The organism is Noviluteimonas caseinilytica, assembly GCF_018406605.1.
Taxonomy (GTDB): domain Bacteria; phylum Pseudomonadota; class Gammaproteobacteria; order Xanthomonadales; family Xanthomonadaceae; genus Noviluteimonas; species Noviluteimonas caseinilytica.
Genome location: NZ_AP024545.1, coordinates 3,204,149 through 3,220,213 on the forward strand (window position 1 = coordinate 3,204,149; position 16,065 = coordinate 3,220,213).

The 16,065-nt window shown below is 68.3% G+C and carries 24 protein-coding genes; 8 read left to right on the forward strand and 16 right to left on the reverse strand.

Annotation, left to right across the window (positions count from 1 at the left end):
* Positions 1–143: 143 nt before the first annotated feature.
* Positions 144–356 (forward strand): GDCCVxC domain-containing (seleno)protein, encoded by a 213-nt coding sequence (locus LYSCAS_RS15600; protein ID WP_213434957.1) that lies wholly within the window; start codon positions 144–146, stop codon positions 354–356.
* Position 357: 1 nt separating this feature from the next.
* On the opposite strand, the gene LYSCAS_RS15605 is transcribed toward LYSCAS_RS15600, so the two are convergent.
* Positions 358–846: a GAF domain-containing protein gene (locus LYSCAS_RS15605; RefSeq protein ID WP_213434958.1), complete on the reverse strand. Its 489-nt coding sequence runs from the start codon at positions 844–846 to the stop codon at positions 358–360.
* Between the two features lie 156 nt (positions 847–1,002).
* Between LYSCAS_RS15605 and LYSCAS_RS15610 the strand changes: the two genes are divergently transcribed.
* Positions 1,003–1,266, forward strand: coding sequence for a hypothetical protein (locus LYSCAS_RS15610; protein ID WP_213434959.1), 264 nt, complete (start codon positions 1,003–1,005; stop codon positions 1,264–1,266).
* Positions 1,267–1,288: 22 nt separating this feature from the next.
* Positions 1,289–1,636 (forward strand): GFA family protein, encoded by a 348-nt coding sequence (locus LYSCAS_RS15615; RefSeq protein WP_213434960.1) that lies wholly within the window; start codon positions 1,289–1,291, stop codon positions 1,634–1,636.
* 4 nt (positions 1,637–1,640) lie between these two features.
* Here LYSCAS_RS15615 and bamE read toward each other — a convergent pair whose 3' ends face one another.
* Together bamE and LYSCAS_RS15625 are read right to left on the reverse strand one after the other, a co-directional pair.
* Positions 1,641–1,979, reverse strand: coding sequence for an outer membrane protein assembly factor BamE domain-containing protein (bamE, locus tag LYSCAS_RS15620; protein ID WP_213434961.1), 339 nt, complete (start codon positions 1,977–1,979; stop codon positions 1,641–1,643).
* A 41-nt stretch (positions 1,980–2,020) separates the two neighbouring features.
* On the reverse strand, positions 2,021–3,700 hold the full coding sequence (locus LYSCAS_RS15625; RefSeq protein WP_213434962.1) for an acyltransferase family protein: 1,680 nt from the start codon (positions 3,698–3,700) through the stop codon (positions 2,021–2,023).
* 190 nt (positions 3,701–3,890) lie between these two features.
* Between LYSCAS_RS15625 and LYSCAS_RS15630 the strand changes: the two genes are divergently transcribed.
* The 3 genes from LYSCAS_RS15630 to LYSCAS_RS15640 are packed head-to-tail and all read left to right on the forward strand — an operon-like array spanning position 3,891 to position 5,026.
* Positions 3,891–4,280: a hypothetical protein gene (locus LYSCAS_RS15630; RefSeq protein WP_213434963.1), complete on the forward strand. Its 390-nt coding sequence runs from the start codon at positions 3,891–3,893 to the stop codon at positions 4,278–4,280.
* A gap of 45 nt (positions 4,281–4,325) precedes the next feature.
* Positions 4,326–4,658, forward strand: a complete 333-nt coding sequence (locus tag LYSCAS_RS15635; protein ID WP_213434964.1) for a hypothetical protein — start codon at positions 4,326–4,328, stop codon at positions 4,656–4,658.
* A 26-nt stretch (positions 4,659–4,684) separates the two neighbouring features.
* The gene (locus LYSCAS_RS15640; protein WP_213434965.1) at positions 4,685–5,026 is read left to right on the forward strand and encodes a hypothetical protein; all 342 of its coding nucleotides are present in this window, start codon (positions 4,685–4,687) and stop codon (positions 5,024–5,026) included.
* A 5-nt stretch (positions 5,027–5,031) separates the two neighbouring features.
* Here LYSCAS_RS15640 and LYSCAS_RS15645 read toward each other — a convergent pair whose 3' ends face one another.
* From LYSCAS_RS15645 to LYSCAS_RS15690, 10 genes are all read right to left on the reverse strand, one after another.
* Positions 5,032–5,547 (reverse strand): DUF4760 domain-containing protein, encoded by a 516-nt coding sequence (locus tag LYSCAS_RS15645; RefSeq protein WP_213434966.1) that lies wholly within the window; start codon positions 5,545–5,547, stop codon positions 5,032–5,034.
* Between the two features lie 4 nt (positions 5,548–5,551).
* Positions 5,552–5,938, reverse strand: a complete 387-nt coding sequence (locus tag LYSCAS_RS15650; RefSeq protein ID WP_213434967.1) for a bleomycin resistance protein — start codon at positions 5,936–5,938, stop codon at positions 5,552–5,554.
* Between the two features lie 8 nt (positions 5,939–5,946).
* Positions 5,947–7,107 (reverse strand): cyclopropane fatty acyl phospholipid synthase, encoded by a 1,161-nt coding sequence (gene cfa / locus LYSCAS_RS15655; protein WP_213434968.1) that lies wholly within the window; start codon positions 7,105–7,107, stop codon positions 5,947–5,949.
* Positions 7,108–7,132: 25 nt separating this feature from the next.
* On the reverse strand, positions 7,133–7,957 hold the full coding sequence (locus tag LYSCAS_RS15660) for a DUF3298 and DUF4163 domain-containing protein (protein WP_213434969.1): 825 nt from the start codon (positions 7,955–7,957) through the stop codon (positions 7,133–7,135).
* 167 nt (positions 7,958–8,124) lie between these two features.
* Entirely contained in the window at positions 8,125–8,334 is a 210-nt protein-coding gene (locus LYSCAS_RS15665; RefSeq protein ID WP_213434970.1) for a cold-shock protein, read from the reverse strand.
* A gap of 240 nt (positions 8,335–8,574) precedes the next feature.
* Positions 8,575–9,291, reverse strand: coding sequence for a pseudouridine synthase (locus LYSCAS_RS15670; RefSeq protein WP_213434971.1), 717 nt, complete (start codon positions 9,289–9,291; stop codon positions 8,575–8,577).
* 33 nt (positions 9,292–9,324) lie between these two features.
* Positions 9,325–9,603, reverse strand: a complete 279-nt coding sequence (locus LYSCAS_RS15675; RefSeq protein WP_244858583.1) for a GNAT family N-acetyltransferase — start codon at positions 9,601–9,603, stop codon at positions 9,325–9,327.
* Complete coding sequence (locus LYSCAS_RS15680; protein WP_213434972.1) at positions 9,600–10,334, reverse strand: histone H1-like repetitive region-containing protein; 735 nt, start codon at positions 10,332–10,334, stop codon at positions 9,600–9,602. The genes LYSCAS_RS15675 and LYSCAS_RS15680 overlap by 4 nt, the downstream gene beginning before the upstream one ends.
* Positions 10,335–10,404: 70 nt before the next feature.
* Positions 10,405–11,007: a rhomboid family intramembrane serine protease gene (locus tag LYSCAS_RS15685; RefSeq protein WP_213434973.1), complete on the reverse strand. Its 603-nt coding sequence runs from the start codon at positions 11,005–11,007 to the stop codon at positions 10,405–10,407.
* A 12-nt stretch (positions 11,008–11,019) separates the two neighbouring features.
* A complete protein-coding gene (locus tag LYSCAS_RS15690) occupies positions 11,020–11,679 on the reverse strand; it encodes a glutathione S-transferase family protein (protein ID WP_213434974.1) in 660 nt (219 codons plus the stop codon).
* Positions 11,680–11,827: 148 nt separating this feature from the next.
* On the opposite strand from LYSCAS_RS15690, the gene LYSCAS_RS15695 reads away from it, so the two are divergent.
* The gene (locus tag LYSCAS_RS15695; RefSeq protein WP_213434975.1) at positions 11,828–13,591 is read left to right on the forward strand and encodes a M14 family metallopeptidase; all 1,764 of its coding nucleotides are present in this window, start codon (positions 11,828–11,830) and stop codon (positions 13,589–13,591) included.
* Positions 13,592–13,594: 3 nt separating this feature from the next.
* Here LYSCAS_RS15695 and LYSCAS_RS15700 read toward each other — a convergent pair whose 3' ends face one another.
* On the reverse strand, positions 13,595–13,744 hold the full coding sequence (locus tag LYSCAS_RS15700; RefSeq protein WP_213434976.1) for a hypothetical protein: 150 nt from the start codon (positions 13,742–13,744) through the stop codon (positions 13,595–13,597).
* Between the two features lie 111 nt (positions 13,745–13,855).
* Here LYSCAS_RS15700 and LYSCAS_RS15705 point away from each other — a divergent pair, with 111 nt between their 5' ends.
* Positions 13,856–14,884, forward strand: coding sequence for a YbaY family lipoprotein (locus LYSCAS_RS15705; RefSeq protein WP_213434977.1), 1,029 nt, complete (start codon positions 13,856–13,858; stop codon positions 14,882–14,884).
* Between the two features lie 4 nt (positions 14,885–14,888).
* Here the strand turns inward: LYSCAS_RS15705 and LYSCAS_RS15710 are convergent, their stop codons facing one another.
* Positions 14,889–15,488 carry a YdeI/OmpD-associated family protein gene (locus LYSCAS_RS15710; protein WP_213434978.1) on the reverse strand — a complete coding sequence of 200 codons (600 nt, stop codon included), beginning with the start codon at positions 15,486–15,488 and terminating at the stop codon, positions 14,889–14,891.
* A 34-nt stretch (positions 15,489–15,522) separates the two neighbouring features.
* Positions 15,523–16,038, reverse strand: a complete 516-nt coding sequence (thpR, locus tag LYSCAS_RS15715; RefSeq protein ID WP_213434979.1) for an RNA 2',3'-cyclic phosphodiesterase — start codon at positions 16,036–16,038, stop codon at positions 15,523–15,525.
* Positions 16,039–16,065 lie beyond the last annotated feature (27 nt).

Consider the following 16,065-nt stretch of genomic DNA (forward strand, 5'->3'; position numbering starts at 1 on the left):
GAGGTGTCCAGTGTTGCGACGCGCCGTGTTCATCCGCCCTGAGGTGGACCTCAGCCGGTCGTTAAGTCGGCCAAGGCGTCGCGCTTGGCAAACGCGCGGCCGCGTGCTGTATTCCGGGACGGCTCGACCTCGAAGCTCCGCGAATGCCCGACGTCATCCTCCAATCCTGCATCACCTGCCCCGAATGCGGCCACTCGCAGACGGACACGATGCCGACCAACGCGTGCCAGTGGTTCTACGACTGCGCCGGGTGCGGCAAGGTCCTGGCACCGCGCTCGGGCGACTGCTGCGTGTATTGCTCCTACGGCACGGTGCCATGCCCGCCGATGCAGCAGGACCGCAGCTGCTGCAGGTAACTCAGTCCAGCGACACCGACGGCTGTTCGGCGAGGAAACACGGCGCCAGGCTCTCGGCGATCGCGCGCAAGGCGAGCAACTCCGTTTCCGTCGCGTGGTGGTACGTCGACCAGTACACGCCGATCGCGCCGATGGCTTCGCCGTTCCGCTCGACCGGCGTCATCGCCATGCTGCGCACGAAGGTTGCCATGTACAGCTGCAGCGGCACGCGCGGATCGGTGCGGATGTCGGGGATGACGACCTGCTGCCGATGCGTCATCGCCCAGCCGGACACGCAGTCGCCCAGCGGGAAGTCCTGGCCTTTCCACAACGCGCCGATCGCGTCTTCCTCGAAGTAGCAGCAGCGGTTGTCGCGCCGCATCACGATGGTCACGCCGTCGGCGCCGATCAACGTGCGCGTGGTGCCGGCCGCCTTGGCGGCGGCCTCTTCGAGGCTGGCGCAATCGGCCAGCGCGCGGGACAGGGCCAGGACGGAAGGCGCGTCACCCATGTTCGAATTCCCCTGGGAGATTGGACGGGAGGCTATCCGAATTCTCCGATTCCTTCGATGCACGAAGTCGTGAAAGACCGGCGCGCGCGCGTGAAGATCCAGCGTTTGCGCCCACCTCCGATTTACCGCACCCTTTGTCCGAATTGAGAGGCGCGCATGTTCGTCAAACGGTTCCGCACGTGGTGGCGCGCACCGGTCACGCTTCGGGACCGATGGATTGGCGCCTTCGTCGGAGGCTTTGGCGGGCTCTGGATCGGGCTGCTCGGTCGGGGCATGCTCGGCGCAGGGCCCGTGGGCATCCGTGAATTGCTGCTCTGGGGCCTGGGCGCAAGTGCTTGCTTTGCTGCCGCGGGATACGCGTTTCCCAAACCGGTCACGGTCCTCCTCTTTCCTCTGTCGATGTTCGGCATCAGTCGTTGACGCACCACCAAGGAGTTTCGCCATGCAGTACACCGGAAGCTGCCAATGCGGCCAGGTCGCCTTCGATGCGGAGGGCGAGATCGAAAGCGCGCTGTCCTGCAACTGCTCGATGTGCGCGCGCCGTGCGTCCCTGCTGTGGTTCGTGCCGCGCGACAAGCTGGTGCTGCGCACGCCCGAAGCGGCGATCGCCACCTACACGTTCAACAAGCACCACATCCAGCACCGCTTCTGCCCCACCTGCGGCATCCACGTCTTCGGTGAAGCGGCGGATCCGCAAGGCAACCAGGTGGCCGCGGTGAATTTGCGATGCATCGAGGGCCTCGACCTGTCCGCGATCCCGGTGCATGCGTACGACGGGCGGGCGTTGTAGCGGATCAGTCGCGCCGGATCGTGGCCGCGTCGACGTGATCGTTGGCGTCGAAGTGCACGACGAGCCACTCGCTGTCGATCGAAACATAACCGCGCTCCGGCCCCAGCCAGTACGCGTCGCCCTGCCCCCGGAAATATCCGCCGGTCGACGGCGGGCCGAGCATCGCGCGCACCTCGCTTCGCGACTTCCCTTGCAACGCGTGCGACGCGACGAGACCATCGGCCATGCGCAGGCGGACCGTTGCTCCGGCGCTGTCGCCCGTCGACCAGGCGGCGTGGTCGAAGGCGGTCGCCCTCTCGCGTAGATGCCACCAGGCACCAACCGCGAGCAGCGCGATCGCCACCAGCCCGCAGGACACGACACGCGCGTTGCGCCAGCGAAGTCTCATCGCAAGAACCCCTCCGCCGCCGCGCGGCTCACATGGTGCGTGTCCCAGTACAGCGGCTGCCCGTCCCGCACCGGCGGACACGTCGTCGCGGTGCAGAAGCGCTCCGTCAGATCGACGACCTCGACGTTCGGATACGGCGCGGCCGCTTGCCGCATCGCCGCGAGGATCGGCTGCGCGAATGCATCGAACTCCGCACGCGGCACCGCGCACGCGGCTTCGATGTGCTGCGCGATGCACGTGGGGACGTCCTTGCGCATCTGCGGAGTCGGGCCGAGCACGCGCACGCGATGGCCTTGCAATCGCGCGAGCGTGGGCGCGAGCGCCATGCCCGGCTGCCAGCGCGCGGCCAGGATCACTGTGGCGCCCTTCGGCAACGCCGCCAGCACGCGTGCGTTGAACGCGCGGCACTTCGCATCGGGATGGTCGAGCAGCGGCGCGCACGCGTCGCGCGTGGCGGACGAAGCCTCGGGGAACGCGGGCGTCCACGCATACGCCATCGAATCGCCCCACACGACGGCCTCCGTCAGCGCGCATTTCGGCACGGGCGCTTCCAACCCCTGTACGTGGCAGCGGCGGTCGGGTGCGACGAAGCGCTGGTCGGGCCGCACGGTCCAGGCGTAACCGCACGCGGTGAGCGCCAGTGCGAACGACACCGCGGCGCCGATGCCCACCGTGCGCCCCTTCGGCCAACGCATCCGACGGACGGGCTGTTCGACGTAGCGATAGCTGGCGATGGCGAGCAGCAACGCGACGCCGCACAGCAGCAGCTTCACCTGCATCGTCTGCGTGATCGTCGTGGCGCGATACAACGCGAGCAGCGGCCAGTGCCACAGGTACAGGCTGTACGACACGAGCCCGACCCCCACCATCGGCTGGCTTGCGAGGACGCGCTGCGTCGCGCCGCCATGCAGCGCAGCGATCAGCAATGCGGCACCGAACACCGCGGGCACGGCGCCCACGCCGGGGAAATGCGGCATCGGCCATGCGCACGCCGCCAGCGTGACGATCACGCCGGCGGTGGCACTCCATCGTGGCAACGCGCGCGCGGGCGACGCGGCGATGATCCCGCCCACCGCCAGTTCCCAGAACCGTGCCGGCGTTTCGTAAAAGGCCGCATCCGACCCTTGCGCGATCCATCCTTCCGCGAGCGCCAGCGATGCCAGCGCCAGCACGACGAACACCTTGCGCGAGCGCGTGAACAACAGCAGCGTCGGCCACAGCAGGTAGAACTGCTCCTCGACCGACAACGACCACAGGTGCAGCAGCGGCAGCGATTCGGCGGGCGCGTCGAAGTAACCGCCGGAATTGACGTGGAAGTACACGTTCGACACGAACACCAGCGCGGCGCCCGCGGACGTCGCGACCTCCGCCACCTGCGCGGGCGACAGCAGCACGGCCGACGCCAGCAACGTGGCGATGACAACCACCGCCGCGGCGGGAAAGATGCGCCGCACGCGCCGCGCGTAGAACGCGAGCAGGTCGATCGTGCCGGTGTTCGCGTGTTCCTGCAGCAGCAACGCGGTGATGAGGTAGCCGGAGATCACGAAGAACACATCGACGCCCACGAACCCCGCGCCGCCCAGGCCCGCGTGGTACAGCACGACCGCGAGCACCGCGATCGCGCGCAGTCCATCGATTTCCGGCCGATAGCGGATGAGCCGCCCTGCGTGCGTCACGTCGTTGCCATTCCCCGTCCCCTGCGCGCAAGCGTAACCCGAAGTGCAAGCCTGAACTGCTCAGCTTGCAAGCGCGGATTCCGTCCCGCTTCCGGACATGCACTTTCGCTTCATGCCCTTCGGCCTATTCCTGTCGGCACGCGATTGCCTGACGGTGACGCCCATGCACCATCCGACTCGATCCAACGCCATGGACAGGCCCATCCTGGTGGCGCTCGCCGCCTTTCTGTTCTCCCTTGGTGGCGCGCACGCCGGCACCGGCAGCCTCACGGTCAGCGTCCGCGTGCTCGCGCCCCAACCCGCCTTCGATGTACTCGATTCGTTCCCGGCGCCGAGCGGTTCGCTGCGCCTGACGCGTTCGCCCCTGGCCGACAGCTACTACGTCCCGATGTCGCGCGCCGACGCCGCACGCGCACTGGATGCGGCCATGCGCGCACGCGGGTTCGAACTCGCGAACGCCCGCGGCGAGGATCACCGGACCTGGCAGGACGCGCGCAGCCGGATCGACGTGCGGCTCGAGCCGGTCCTCGGCCGCCAACCCGCCACGCGCATGATCGTGCAGGCCGACCCGCGCACCTGACGCGCCTTCCTTGATCTGCGGCGCGGATGCGGGCACCTTGCGCGCATGCGCGATCGCCTCTGGCCCGATTTCCTCCTCAGTGCCTCCGTCCTGCCGATGGTGGCGCTCGCCAGTTTCGGCACGTGGTTCCTGTTCGTCGCCAACGAGGCGCAGCGCGCGGGCTGGGGCGGCGCCGGCGCGATGTTCGTCGCGGCGATGGCGCTGTATCCGCTCGCGCTGGTGCTGCAGGTCGGCGCGGTGGTGCTGCTGTTCAAGCAGGCCAGGCGCGGCGACCCCGAACCCGGCGGCACCACGCGCGCGCTGATCGGCGCGGCGTTCCTCTCGCTCGCGTTGCCCGTGCTCGTGTTCCTCGCGTACGCGCTGCGCGGTGCGCACTGATTCGATTCCCTTCGGAGTACCCGCGAATGTTGGCATTCCTGCTCGGGCTGGTGGTCGTCGCGTGCGTCACGGTCGTGCCCGTGATGGTGGGCGCACGCCTGGTGCACGCGACGCACACGGGCTTCTGGCGCTGCGTGCTGGCCGTGCTGCTGCTGGTGGTGGTGGGCGCGGGCGTCAGCATGTTCGTCCACGACAAGATCGCGTCCGGCCTGGTCACGGCGCTGATCGGCGCGTTCTTCCTCGCCGGCATCCTCGGCACCACGTACCTGCGCGGGTTGGCCATCTCGATCATCGCGGCGGTGGTGCAGATCGTCGTGCTGGTGCTGCTGGCCGGTGCGCTGCTGGGCGGCGCTGCGTTGCTGCACTGAGCGCGTCAGCGCTTCGGCGTCCAGTCGCGATGCTTGAGGAAGGCCGGCGCCTGCGTCGGCCGGCCGCGCGCTTCCAGGCGTTCGGCCAGCCACTGGAACCATTCGAACAACAGCGGATGCCCGCCTTCGATGCGGCCGGCTTCCACCCACGGCCGCAACTTGCGCCACAGGATCACGATCGCGCCGCCGATCAGTTCCTCCAGCACTTCGAGCGGCACGCTGTCGCGATACACCAGCAAGCCCATCGTCTCGAAGCGCGTGCCCAGCGCGAGCGCGGCTTCTTCGTGGTCGACGCCGAGCGCGCGCAATTCGTTGGCCGGGATGTCGTCGGGCAATGCGTAGATCAGGCGGAAGGCATGCGTGAACTCGCGATCCTGCAACGAGCGCATGAGTTCCAGCGCCGCGGCATCCAGCCGCTGCCGGCGGAACTGGCGGATCTGCACGATCCCGAACACCAGCGCGACGACCACCGCCACGCCGCCGAGCACCTGCGCCAGTTGCGAGAGCGCGGCGAGGTCCATGGGCTCAGGACCGCTTGATCGCGTGGCCGAAGGCGATCAGGTCGCCATCGGGGCCGAGCACCAGCAGTTCGCGCTGGCCGTAGGGCTTGTCGGCCGGGCCGTGCACGTCGCGCGGCGGCAACGTGTCGAGCGCCGGCTTGAGCTCGGCGTAGAGCGCATCGACATCGCGCACGTCGAAGTAGTAGCGGAAGCGCCGCGTGCCCGGCACGTATTCGTTGCCGGCGCTCGCTTCCCAGATGCGCACGCCGCAGCCCTCGCGTTCGACATACGCGTAGTCCGACACGCGAAACGGGACGTGGAAGCCGAGCACGTCGACGAAGAACGCCACCGCGACCTCGAGGTCGGCCACGTGCATGAAGGGTGTGACTTGCAGGAAATTGTCGTCGGCCATGGCTGGATTCAACGCGGCGCGATGTAACCGCCGGCCACGCCATTCGGCGACAGCACCAGCTGCCACAACTGGATCCGCCGCGCGCGGAAGCTCGCCATCGCGCCGGCCAGGTAGAAGCGCCACATCCGGCGGAAGCGTTCGTCGTAGCGCTCGGGCAAGTCGGGCCAGTGGGCTTCCACGTTCGCGCGCCAGGCCTGCAGCGTGCGGTCGTAGTCGGTGCCGAAGTTGTGCCAGTCCTCGATCACGAAGCGGCCTTCCAGCGCGGTCGTGAGCTGCTTCGGCGAAGGCAGCATCGAGTTGGGGAAGATGTAGCGCGCGATCCACGGGTCGGTGATCGCGGTGGAGAGGTTGCCGCCGATCGTGTGCAGCAGGAACAACCCGCCGTCGGGCGCGTCCTCGGAGAAGCACCGCCGCGCCACGTCGAAGTACGTGGCGTAGTTGCGCACGCCTACGTGTTCGAACATGCCCAGCGAGAAGATGCGATCGAAGCCGCCGCCGGTGTTGGCGCGCACGAGTTCGCGGTAGTCCTGCAGGCGGATGTCGATCGGCAGGCCGGCGCACAGGTCGCGCGCGTATTCGGCCTGTTCGCGCGAGACGGTGACGCCCACGCCCGCGATGCCGTAGCGCTCGGCGGCGAACTTCAGCGCCTCGCCCCACCCGCAGCCGATGTCGAGCACGCGCATGCCGGGGCGCAGGCCGAGCTTGCGGCAGACCAGGTCGAGCTTGGCCGCCTGCGCATCGTCGAGGTTGTCGGCTTCGCGCCAGTAGCCGCAGCTGTAGACCAGGCGTTGCCCGAGCATCGCGCGGTAAAGATCGTTGCCGAGGTCGTAGTGGCGTTCGCCGACTTCGAACGCGCGGTGTTCGGTCTGCAGGTTCGACACGCGTGCGCGCAACGCGTCCCACACCTCGCCGAGGCCGTGCACCTTGCGGTCGGCGCCGTGGCCGAGCAGGCGCAGCAGCATGCCATCGAGGTCGTCGACGTCCCACCACCCGTCCATGTACGACTCGCCCAGGCCCAGCGAACCCTGCGCCAGGATGCGGTTGTAGAAATGTTCGTCGTGGACGCGTGGATCCCAGGGCGCACGGCCGCCGGTGCGGTCGCCTTCGGGGCGGACGTCGGCGTCGTGCAGCAATTGCAGGATGCGTTGCCGGAACGGATGCACCGACATCGAAGGCTCCTGGGACGGCCGCGGCTCAGCCGCCGCGGAACAGGCTCCGGTACGCCGGCGCGATGTGCGGCAGCAGGGCGTCGGCCGGCACGTCGACCGTCTGCTTGCCGTCCGCGTACGGCCCCACCTGGTAGGGCGGGAACACGAACCGCAATGCTGCGATGCGACCGTCGCTGCCCATGACCGGTTCGAACTGCGAGAACGATTCGGCGGTGGGCGCGGTGCCTTCGTCGATCATCTGGCCCGCGTTCTTGATCATGTCCGCGCGTTCGGCGGCGGGCACGTCGTCGGCGTCGATGCGCTGCGACAACGCGGTGTGCAGTTGTTCGCGCACGAAGTCGGAGATGGCCTGCCAGCCCGAGGCCTGCGGCACCAGCGCGTCGGCGGTGAGCATCGCGTTGCGTTGCGGCAGCCACACGAAGCGCGCGATCAGCGGCATCGCATGCGCGCCGCCGGTGTAGAGGTACCCGTCGGCGCCGACGGCGACGATCGCCGGCGTCTTCGCCAGCGTGGTGTACGACACGCTCAACTCGTACGGCGCGGTGGGCGTGTCGTTGCCGAGGCCGCCCACTGCGTCCATCAGGTCCTTGCGCGAGTCTTCGGCGTATCGCTTCAGCGCGGCGGCCAGGCCCGGGTACTGCGCGGCTTCGGGCGGATAGCTGATGCCGATGACATAGCGCGGCGTCGTCTCGACGACGTCGGCCAGGCCCGTCGTGCTCGCGGTGGACGCAGGCTGCGCGGACGTGGCGGCGCCGGCGGGCTTGCCGGGTTGCGGCGCGGGCGCCTGGCGCTGGCACGCGGACACCGCCAGCAGGGCCGGCAGGAGAAGCAGGGAAACACGGCGCGTCATGAGGCAATCCATTGGCTCGGGATGCGCGCAAATTATCCGCCGGCTTGTGAGGCCTGAATAGACATCCGCGCCATCGCAACGATGCGGGTAAAAAAAAACCCCGCCGAGGCGGGGTTTCTTTCGTCGGCCGGCGCATTGCTGCGCCGGTCGAAACGTGGTGACAGACCTTAGATGGCCTGCACTTCGTCGGCCTGCAGGCCCTTCTGGCCCTGCACGACCTTGAACGACACGCGCTGGCCTTCCTGCAGGGACTTGAAGCCCGTGCCCTGGATGGAGCGGAAGTGCACGAAGAGGTCCGGGCCGGATTCCGGCGTGATGAAGCCGAAGCCCTTGGCGTCGTTGAACCACTTGACGGTACCCGTCTGACGATCGGACATGGAATTACTCCTTGGAAAACAGATTGATTGATGCACGGAATGCAGACACTGCAAATCCGCGACTGTCTAGCAAGGGGTAACGCGAACGATGTAGCGGACCGCTGGCTCAACGCCTTGATCTACCGCATCGGGCCACGATGTACCGTGATCCCGCTTGGAACAGTGGGCGCACCTTACCCTACTTTGCCCGGGAAGTGTGAATACGCGGCGGCATCCCGTGCGAGGGTCGCCGAGGGGGTCTCACCACTCCGAACGGTGCGGCAGCAGGCCCCGCAGCTCCAGGTCGGTCAGGTTCCGCCACTGCCCGACCTTCAAGCGGCCGAGGGAAACGGTGCCGATCCTCACGCGCACCAGCGTCTTCACGCGGTGCCCGAAGTGCGCGGCCATCAGGCGGATCTGCCGGTTGAGGCCCTGCACCAGGATGATCCGGAAGCCCACGCGGCCGAGCTTGTGCGTCTTGCACGGCAGCGTCGTCTCCCCGTGCAGCGGCACGCCGCGGGCCATGCCCCGGAGGAACTCGTCGGTGACCGGGTGGTTGATGGCCACCAGGTATTCCTTCTCCAGCTTGTTCTCGGCGCGCAGGATCTCGTTGACGATGTCGCCGTTGCTGGTCAGCAGGATCAGCCCCTCCGAGTCCTTGTCCAGGCGGCCGATCGGGAAGATCCGCTCCTGGTGCCCGATGAACTCGATGATGTTGTCCTTCACCCCTTCCTCGGTGGTGCAGGTGATCCCGGCCGGCTTGTTGAGCGCGATGTAGACGTGGCGGCGCTTGCCGGGGGCCGTTGCCACGCGCGGCTTGAGCGGCTGGTCGTCCAGCAGCACGGTGTCGCCCTCGCCCACTTCCGCGCCGATGCGGGCGCGGATGCCGTTGACCTGCACGCGGCCCTCGGCGATCAGGCGGTCGGCTTCGCGGCGCGAGCAGGCGCCGGTGTCGCTGATGTACTTGTTGAGGCGCATGCCGGGCCGGTGGGGATCAGGGGGCCGCGCATTCTACGCGCGCAGGTCCTCGTACTCCGGGTGTTTCCCGAGCCAGGCCTGCGAATACGCACAGGCGGTCCGGACTTTCAGCCCCTGCGCCCGCGCGTGGTCGAAGGCGGCCTGCACCAGCGCCGCGGCGATGCCCCGGCCTTCGATGGCCGGGGGCACGCCGGTGTGGAGGATCGTGAGGACGCCGCCTTCGATGCGGTAGTCCAGCTCCGCCTCCTGTCCATCGACACGGGCCGTGAATTGCGTTTCGCCCGCGTCGTGCCGGATCGCCAGGTCCTTCACGAACGGCTGTCCCGCTTGCCCTGCGCGTGCCGATCGATGGTGCTCACGCTGCCGTGGTTGGCCTGCAGGCGCGCCTCGCCTTCATGCAGCGCGTTGGCCTGCGCGCGCGCTTCCTCGGACTGGAAGCCCGATGCCGGGACGTGCGGTTCGTGGCCGATGTCCTGCCACGGCGGGGTTTCGCGCGCCTTCGCCTGCTTGGCTTCCAGCAAGGCGCGCGTGTTCTCGAGCGCCTGTTCGGGCGTGATGGAGGCCGGGCCCTTCGGTGCGGACTTGCGCGGTGCGCGTTTCTTCGCGACGGCGGGCGCGGAAGCGATCGTTTTCGCAGCGGCTTTCTTCGGCGCAGCTTGTTGCGTCACGACTTTCTTCGCGACTTTCTTCGCTGCCGGTTTCCTGGCGACGGCTTTCTTCGCGACGGCTTTCTTCGAGACGACCTTCTTCGCTGCGGACTTCTTCGCGGCGACTTTCTTCAGCGCGCGCTTCTTCGGTGCAGCCTTCTTCGCGACGGTGCGCTTGGAGGCGGCCTTGCGGGCGCCGGCCTGCTTCGTGGCGACCTTCTTTGCGACGCGCTTCTTCGCGACCTTCTTCGAAGCGGCCTTCTTCGCGGTGGCGCCGCGCTTCGCAGCGACCTTCTTCACCGCCTTCCTGGCGGAGGTCTTCTTCGTCGCCTTTTTCGCGGCTTTCGCGGCTTTCTTCGCCGCCGTCTTCTTCGATGCCTTCTTCGCGGTCGCCATCGCTACTCCTCGACACTCGGCCAGGTGAGCCGTCCGATTAACACGCGGGACATTCAGCGCGGGTGAGCGCTCACCCGCCCGGCGCGCCCAGGCGCGAGAGGAAGACCTGCACGACGACCGGGTTGGCGAAGATCGCGAACGCGATGCCGTACGCCGCGCCCCAGAAATGCGCGCTGTGGTTGATGTTGCCGTGCGCCTGGCGGTCGGCCCACGCCGAATAGCCCAGGAACAGCACGCCGTACACCACCGCCGGGCACGGGATCACGAACACGTAGATGATCCCCCACGGATTGAGCAGCACGTAGGTGAACAGCACCGCCGCCACCGCGCCCGATGCGCCCAGCGTGCGATAGGTCGCATCGTTGCGATGCCGCAGGTACGTGGGCAGCACCGAGGCGACCAGCGCCGTGATGTAGAAGATGGGGAACCCCAGCGGCCCCATCGCCTGCGCGTAGTAGCGCTCGGCCAGCGGCCCGAAGAAGAACAGCGTGAACATGTTGAACAGCACGTGCTGCCAGTCGGCATGCACGAAACCGTACGTCACCAGGCGGTCGTACTCGTGCTTGCGCGTCACCGCCGGCGGCCACAGCACCAGGCGATCGGCCAGGCGCTGGCGTTCGAACGCCGCCCACGACACGCCGACCGTCAGCGCGATCAGGATCCACGTCTGCATCGATCCCATGCGTCAGGCCGTCTGCGCAGCGGGCGCATTCGCCCATTCGGTGAGCCCTTCGCGCGCGTACAGCTCGGCGAACATCGGCCGCGCGCGCATCATTTGCGCGAACGCCGCCAGGTGCGGCCACTGCGTCGCCGGGCGCGGCATGCCCCGCGACCAGCGCATCAGCATCGCGAGGTAGAAATCCGCGGCGGTCAAGCGATCGCCCAGCAGGTACGGGCCCTGCTTCGCCAGTTGCGCGTCCAGGCGCTCCCAGCACGCTTCGATTCGCGGTGCGACGTTGGCGCGCACGGTCTCGGCCAGTGCTTCGCCGGCAGGTTCATTCGGATACCACCACTGGCGGAACAGCGGCTGCACCGCGTTGGCCAGGTGGAACATCCACTGCTGGTATTCGGCGCGTTGCGGATCATCGATGGCGGGCGCGAAGCGGTGCTGCGGATCTCGGTCGGCCAGCGTCATCAGCAGTGCGGCGGCTTCGAAGCGCGGCACGCCGTCGAGGACCAGCGTGGGCACCACGCCGTTGGGATTGAGCGCGAGGTAGTCCGGCGCCTTCTGCGCGCCCGTCGAGGTGTCGACCAGGTGCAGGCGGTGCGGCGCGCCGAGTTCCAGCAGGAGCCAATGCACCACCAGGCTGGCCGCGCCGGGGCTGTAATAGAGGACCGGTTCCATCGCCACGCACTCCGCAGTCGGGGGCGCCGATGATCGCATGCGATCCGCGTCCTGCTGACGCCCCGGTGGCAGCAATAGGCCGAAGGTCACGGCGGGAATGCACGACCCCTCCGCTACCATCGCGGCTCCTTTCGCCGATGGCGCCCTCATGTCCCGACCGACCTTCGCCCTGCTCGCCGCCAGCCTCGCGCTCGCGTGCGCCATGCCCGCCTTCGGCGCGAAGCCGGACCTGACGACCGTCGCCGAACGCTCGGGCGACGTTCGCACGGGCCGCTACGACGAAGTAATCCAGTTGTGCGCCGCCTTCGCGCAGGCGTACCCGGACGCGGTCCGCTGCATCGACTTCGGCACCACGCCCGAAGGCCGCCCGATGAAGGCGCTGATCGCCTCGCGCACCGGCGCGCTCACGCCCGAAGCCGCGCATGCAAAGGGCCTGCCCGTGCTGCTGGTGCAAGGCGGCATCCACGCCGGCGAGATCGACGGCAAGGACGCAGGCTTCCGCGCCTTGCGCGCGCTGCTCCAGGGCAAGGCCTCGGCCGGTGCGCTCGACAAGCAGGTGCTCGTGTTCGTGCCGGTGTTCAACGTCGACGGCCACGAACGCTTCGGCGCATGGAACCGCCCCAACCAGCGCGGCCCCGAGCAGATGGGCTGGCGCACCACCGCGCAGAACTACAACCTCAACCGCGACTACGTGAAAGCCGACGCGCCGGAGATGCAGGCGATGCTGCGGCTGGTCGATGCGTGGGATCCGATCGCCTACATCGACCTGCACGTCACCGACGGCGCGAAGTTCGAACACGACGTCGCGATCCAGGTCGAACCCGTGCATGCCGGCGATGCCGACCTGCGAGCCGCGGGCCGCGCGTTCCGCGACGCCGTGATCGCCGATGTCGAAAAGCACGGCGGCCTGCCCCTGCCCTTCTATCCCTCGTTCGTCGAAGGCGACAACCCCGCATCGGGCTTCGTCGACGGCGTGTCGCCGCCGCGGTTCTCCACCGGCTACTTCCAGTTGCGCAACCGCTTCGGGATGCTGGTCGAAACGCATTCGTGGCGGAACTACAAGCATCGCGTGAAGACCACGTACGACACCGTGCTCGCCGTCGTCGACCAGGTGGCCGCGCACGGCCAGGACTGGCTGCGCATCGCCGCCGCCGCGGACGCGCGCTCGCTCGCCGGGCAGCCGGTGCCGCTGGATTACGCGGCCACCGACAAGGTCCGCACGATCGACTATCGAGGCTACAAGTACACGCGCACGCCGTCGGACGTGTCCGGCGCGCTGATGACGCACTACGACGAGACCAGGCCGGAAATCTGGAAGCTCCCGCTGCGCGACGACGTGCAGCCCGGGCACCTGGCCACCGCGCCGCAGGCCGGTTACCTCGTGCCCGCGGCGCACGCGGCGTGGGTGGGCGCGAAGCTGAAGGTGCACGGCATCGCGTTCACCGTCGTCGACCACGCCTTGCCGAAGCGTGGCGTGCAGGCGTTCCGCGCGACGAAGACCCAGTTCTCGCCGCGCTCCAACGAAGGCCACCAGATGCTCACCGTCGAAGGCGCGTGGCAGCCCGAGACGCGCGACGTCGCCGCCGGCGCGCTGTTCGTGCCGATCGCGCAGCCGAAGGCGCGCCTGGTGATGGCGCTGCTGGAACCGCAGGCACCGGACGCGCTCGCCGCATGGGGCGAATTCAACACAGCGTTCGAGCAGAAGGAATACATGGAGTCCTACGTCGCCGAAGACGTGGCGCGCGAGATGCTGAAGGACCCGAAGGTCAAGGCGGCGTTCGACGAAGCATTGAAGGATCCCGCGTTCGCGAAGGATCCCGACGCGCGCCTGGCGTTCTTCGCCAAGCGGCATTCGTCGTGGGACGAGCGCTTCAACCTGTATCCGGTGCTGCGCCTGGACACGGCGCCCTGAGGCTCAGTGGCGCTTGAAGTACTGGACCTCGCGTTCGTGCTTCTCCGCCGCGGCGCGGCTGTCGAACGTGCCGAGGTTGCGGCGCTTGCCGGTCTTCGGATCGACCTTGCGCGAGTACAGGCGGTACTGGCCGTTGGCGAGTTTGCGGATCATGGCGGGCCTCCGGGTCGCGGTGCCCGTCCATGACAACGCGGCCTGCGTGAAGAACGCGCGGGCGGCCGTGCGGCGTACGATGGCGCCGCCTGTCGAACGGAAACCCTGGCCATGATCGCCGTGCGCACCGCCCTCGCTGCCGTCCTCGTCGCATCGCTCGCCGGTTGTCCGCAGGAAGTGCCGCCGATGGCGCCTGCGGATACGCCCATGCCCACGGAATCGAATTTCATCCACGGCCGCGCGTCCTACCTCGAACGCATCAAGATCCCGCCGGGCGCGGATTTCACCGTGCAACTGATCGACAACCAGCTCGCCGACACGCCGAAGGCCGTGATCGCGACGACGACGCTCGAGGATGTCGCGGGCCCGCCGTACGATTTCGCGCTGCAATACGATCCGGCAAAACTCCGCCCGAACGGGCAGTACGGTTTGAGCGCGACGTTGCGCGGTGCGGATGGCGGCTTGCTGTTCGTCACCGGCACGCGCGTGCCGGTGACGATCGGCGACACGAAGGTGGTCGAGTTCCGCATGGTGCGGGCGAGCGCAGGCGATGCGCCGCAGCCGGCGGCGCAGCTCAACCGCACGCAGTGGACGTGCGGTGGCATGACGTTCGCAGCCGTGTTCGACATGACGAACGGACGCGTGGAACTCGCGTTGCCGGATGGCGCGTTGTCGTTGCCGCAAGCCGTGTCGGCGTCCGGCGCGCGCTACAACGACCACCTCGGCAACGAATTCTGGACGAAGGGCAGCAGCGGCACGCTGACGCGCGCGGGCGGCAAGAAATCCGATTGCGTGCAGGCCGACGCGAAGCCCGCGAGCGGATCGGTGTGGGACAAGGCGAAGGCGCGCGGCATCGCGTTCCGCGCGATCGGGACGGAACCAGGCTGGCTCGTCGAAGTCGGCCAGGGCGAAACGCCGATGCTGCATGCCGAACTCGATTACGGCGAACACAAGTTCGACGCGAAGGTGCAGATGTTGTCGGGCTTGCTGGGGTACGCCTCGACGCAAGGCCAACCGATGCGCCTGGTGCTGGAGCGCAAGGCGTGCAGCGACGGCATGAGCGACGAGCGCTACCCGGTGGATGCGACGTTCGAAGTCGGCGCGAAGCGGTACCGCGGGTGCGGCCGTTTCCTCGACTGACGCGTCAGCAGTCCAGGTACTTCCAGTTCCGCACTTTCCCTTCGGCCATCCACGCGACCGCCTGCGCCAAGCGCTTCGCCCGCGTCTCTTCGCGCTTGGCTTCCTCGATCCAGCCGATGTATTCCCGTTGCTGGCCGGGCGGGAAGCTTTCGAAGGTCTTGCGCGCCTTCGCGTTCTTCTTGAGCGCGGCCAGCAGGTCCTCCGGCGCCTGCGGCGGCGGCTTCGGCGCGGACTTGCGCGCGGCCGGCGCCTTCACCTTGTCGACGTTGAGTTGCATCGCACGCTTGATGTGCGCCAGCAATGTCTTCTTCGGCGGCAGGTCCTTGAGCGACGTCATTTTCCCGTAACTGCCCATGCCATCGCGCGGCGCGCCCTCGCCCACCACGAGCGCGTGCTTCCAGTACCCGAACGACGCGTGCTGCTTGAACGCCGCCATCCCGCACAGGATGCCGCCGCCGTACACGAACGTCGGCATGCTCCACTTCATCGTTTCCTCCACATCCGGGCACGCCTCGTGGACGATGGCGCGCACGCGTTCGAGGATGGGCCGCGCGAAGTCGGCCTGGGCGGCGATGTAGGCGTCGATGCGGGGGTCGGTGGTCATGGGGTCCTCCGGCGCACATCCTGCGGGGATCGCCTCACGCCCGCAACGCCCAGCGCCCCAACACCTCGTACGCCCCTTCCGCACTCGCCATCAGCACGAATCCGTCCACCTGCCAGCGCAACGGCGCAATGGCCGACGGCACCGCGCGTTTCGGATCGCGCAGGATCGTCACGTGCGGCACGAAGCGCTCCTCCTCGCGCATCGGCACGGCATGCGCGCGGCACGATTCCGTGAGCGCGTCGTGCAACGCCTGCAAGGGCCGCGGCGTCACCGCACAGCCGAGCCAGCCGATGCGACGGCCGAAGCGGTCCGCGCGATCGAGTTCGAATGCAAACGGCACGCTTGCGATCGCATCGCCCGCCGCGCGCGCCGCCGCGACGACATCGTCCGGCAGCGGATCCGTGAAGCCCTGCAGGAAGCGCAACGTCATGTGCAGTTTCGCGGGCTTCGTCGCGCGGCCGCCCCACGCCAGGTGGAGGCGCGCGGCGTCGTTGGCGATCGCGTCGCGCAGCGCCGCATCCGGTGCGAGGGCGAAGAACAGGTGGCGCATCGTGACGACCGATGATCCTCGGAAGGA

Bases quoted from the DNA above. Each gene is read 5' to 3' on its own strand.
- LYSCAS_RS15680 (WP_213434972.1), bottom strand. From the start codon at position 10,334: ATGGCGACCGCGAAGAAGGCATCGAAGAAGACGGCGGCGAAGAAAGCC.
- LYSCAS_RS15665 (WP_213434970.1), bottom strand. From the start codon at position 8,334: ATGTCCGATCGTCAGACGGGTACCGTCAAGTGGTTCAACGACGCCAAG.
- LYSCAS_RS15650 (WP_213434967.1), bottom strand. From the start codon at position 5,938: ATGGCCGACGACAATTTCCTGCAAGTCACACCCTTCATGCACGTGGCC.
- LYSCAS_RS15660 (WP_213434969.1), bottom strand. From the start codon at position 7,957: ATGACGCGCCGTGTTTCCCTGCTTCTCCTGCCGGCCCTGCTGGCGGTG.
- LYSCAS_RS15705 (WP_213434977.1), top strand. From the start codon at position 13,856: ATGATCGCCGTGCGCACCGCCCTCGCTGCCGTCCTCGTCGCATCGCTC.
- LYSCAS_RS15615 (WP_213434960.1), top strand. From the start codon at position 1,289: ATGCAGTACACCGGAAGCTGCCAATGCGGCCAGGTCGCCTTCGATGCG.
- thpR (WP_213434979.1), bottom strand. From the start codon at position 16,038: ATGCGCCACCTGTTCTTCGCCCTCGCACCGGATGCGGCGCTGCGCGAC.
- LYSCAS_RS15630 (WP_213434963.1), top strand. From the start codon at position 3,891: ATGGACAGGCCCATCCTGGTGGCGCTCGCCGCCTTTCTGTTCTCCCTT.
- LYSCAS_RS15640 (WP_213434965.1), top strand. From the start codon at position 4,685: ATGTTGGCATTCCTGCTCGGGCTGGTGGTCGTCGCGTGCGTCACGGTC.
- LYSCAS_RS15690 (WP_213434974.1), bottom strand. From the start codon at position 11,679: ATGGAACCGGTCCTCTATTACAGCCCCGGCGCGGCCAGCCTGGTGGTG.
- LYSCAS_RS15600 (WP_213434957.1), top strand. From the start codon at position 144: ATGCCCGACGTCATCCTCCAATCCTGCATCACCTGCCCCGAATGCGGC.
- LYSCAS_RS15670 (WP_213434971.1), bottom strand. From the start codon at position 9,291: ATGCGCCTCAACAAGTACATCAGCGACACCGGCGCCTGCTCGCGCCGC.
- LYSCAS_RS15645 (WP_213434966.1), bottom strand. From the start codon at position 5,547: ATGGACCTCGCCGCGCTCTCGCAACTGGCGCAGGTGCTCGGCGGCGTG.
- LYSCAS_RS15695 (WP_213434975.1), top strand. From the start codon at position 11,828: ATGTCCCGACCGACCTTCGCCCTGCTCGCCGCCAGCCTCGCGCTCGCG.
- LYSCAS_RS15635 (WP_213434964.1), top strand. From the start codon at position 4,326: ATGCGCGATCGCCTCTGGCCCGATTTCCTCCTCAGTGCCTCCGTCCTG.
- LYSCAS_RS15710 (WP_213434978.1), bottom strand. From the start codon at position 15,488: ATGACCACCGACCCCCGCATCGACGCCTACATCGCCGCCCAGGCCGAC.
- LYSCAS_RS15700 (WP_213434976.1), bottom strand. From the start codon at position 13,744: ATGATCCGCAAACTCGCCAACGGCCAGTACCGCCTGTACTCGCGCAAG.
- cfa (WP_213434968.1), bottom strand. From the start codon at position 7,107: ATGTCGGTGCATCCGTTCCGGCAACGCATCCTGCAATTGCTGCACGAC.
- LYSCAS_RS15605 (WP_213434958.1), bottom strand. From the start codon at position 846: ATGGGTGACGCGCCTTCCGTCCTGGCCCTGTCCCGCGCGCTGGCCGAT.
- LYSCAS_RS15685 (WP_213434973.1), bottom strand. From the start codon at position 11,007: ATGCAGACGTGGATCCTGATCGCGCTGACGGTCGGCGTGTCGTGGGCG.
- LYSCAS_RS15610 (WP_213434959.1), top strand. From the start codon at position 1,003: ATGTTCGTCAAACGGTTCCGCACGTGGTGGCGCGCACCGGTCACGCTT.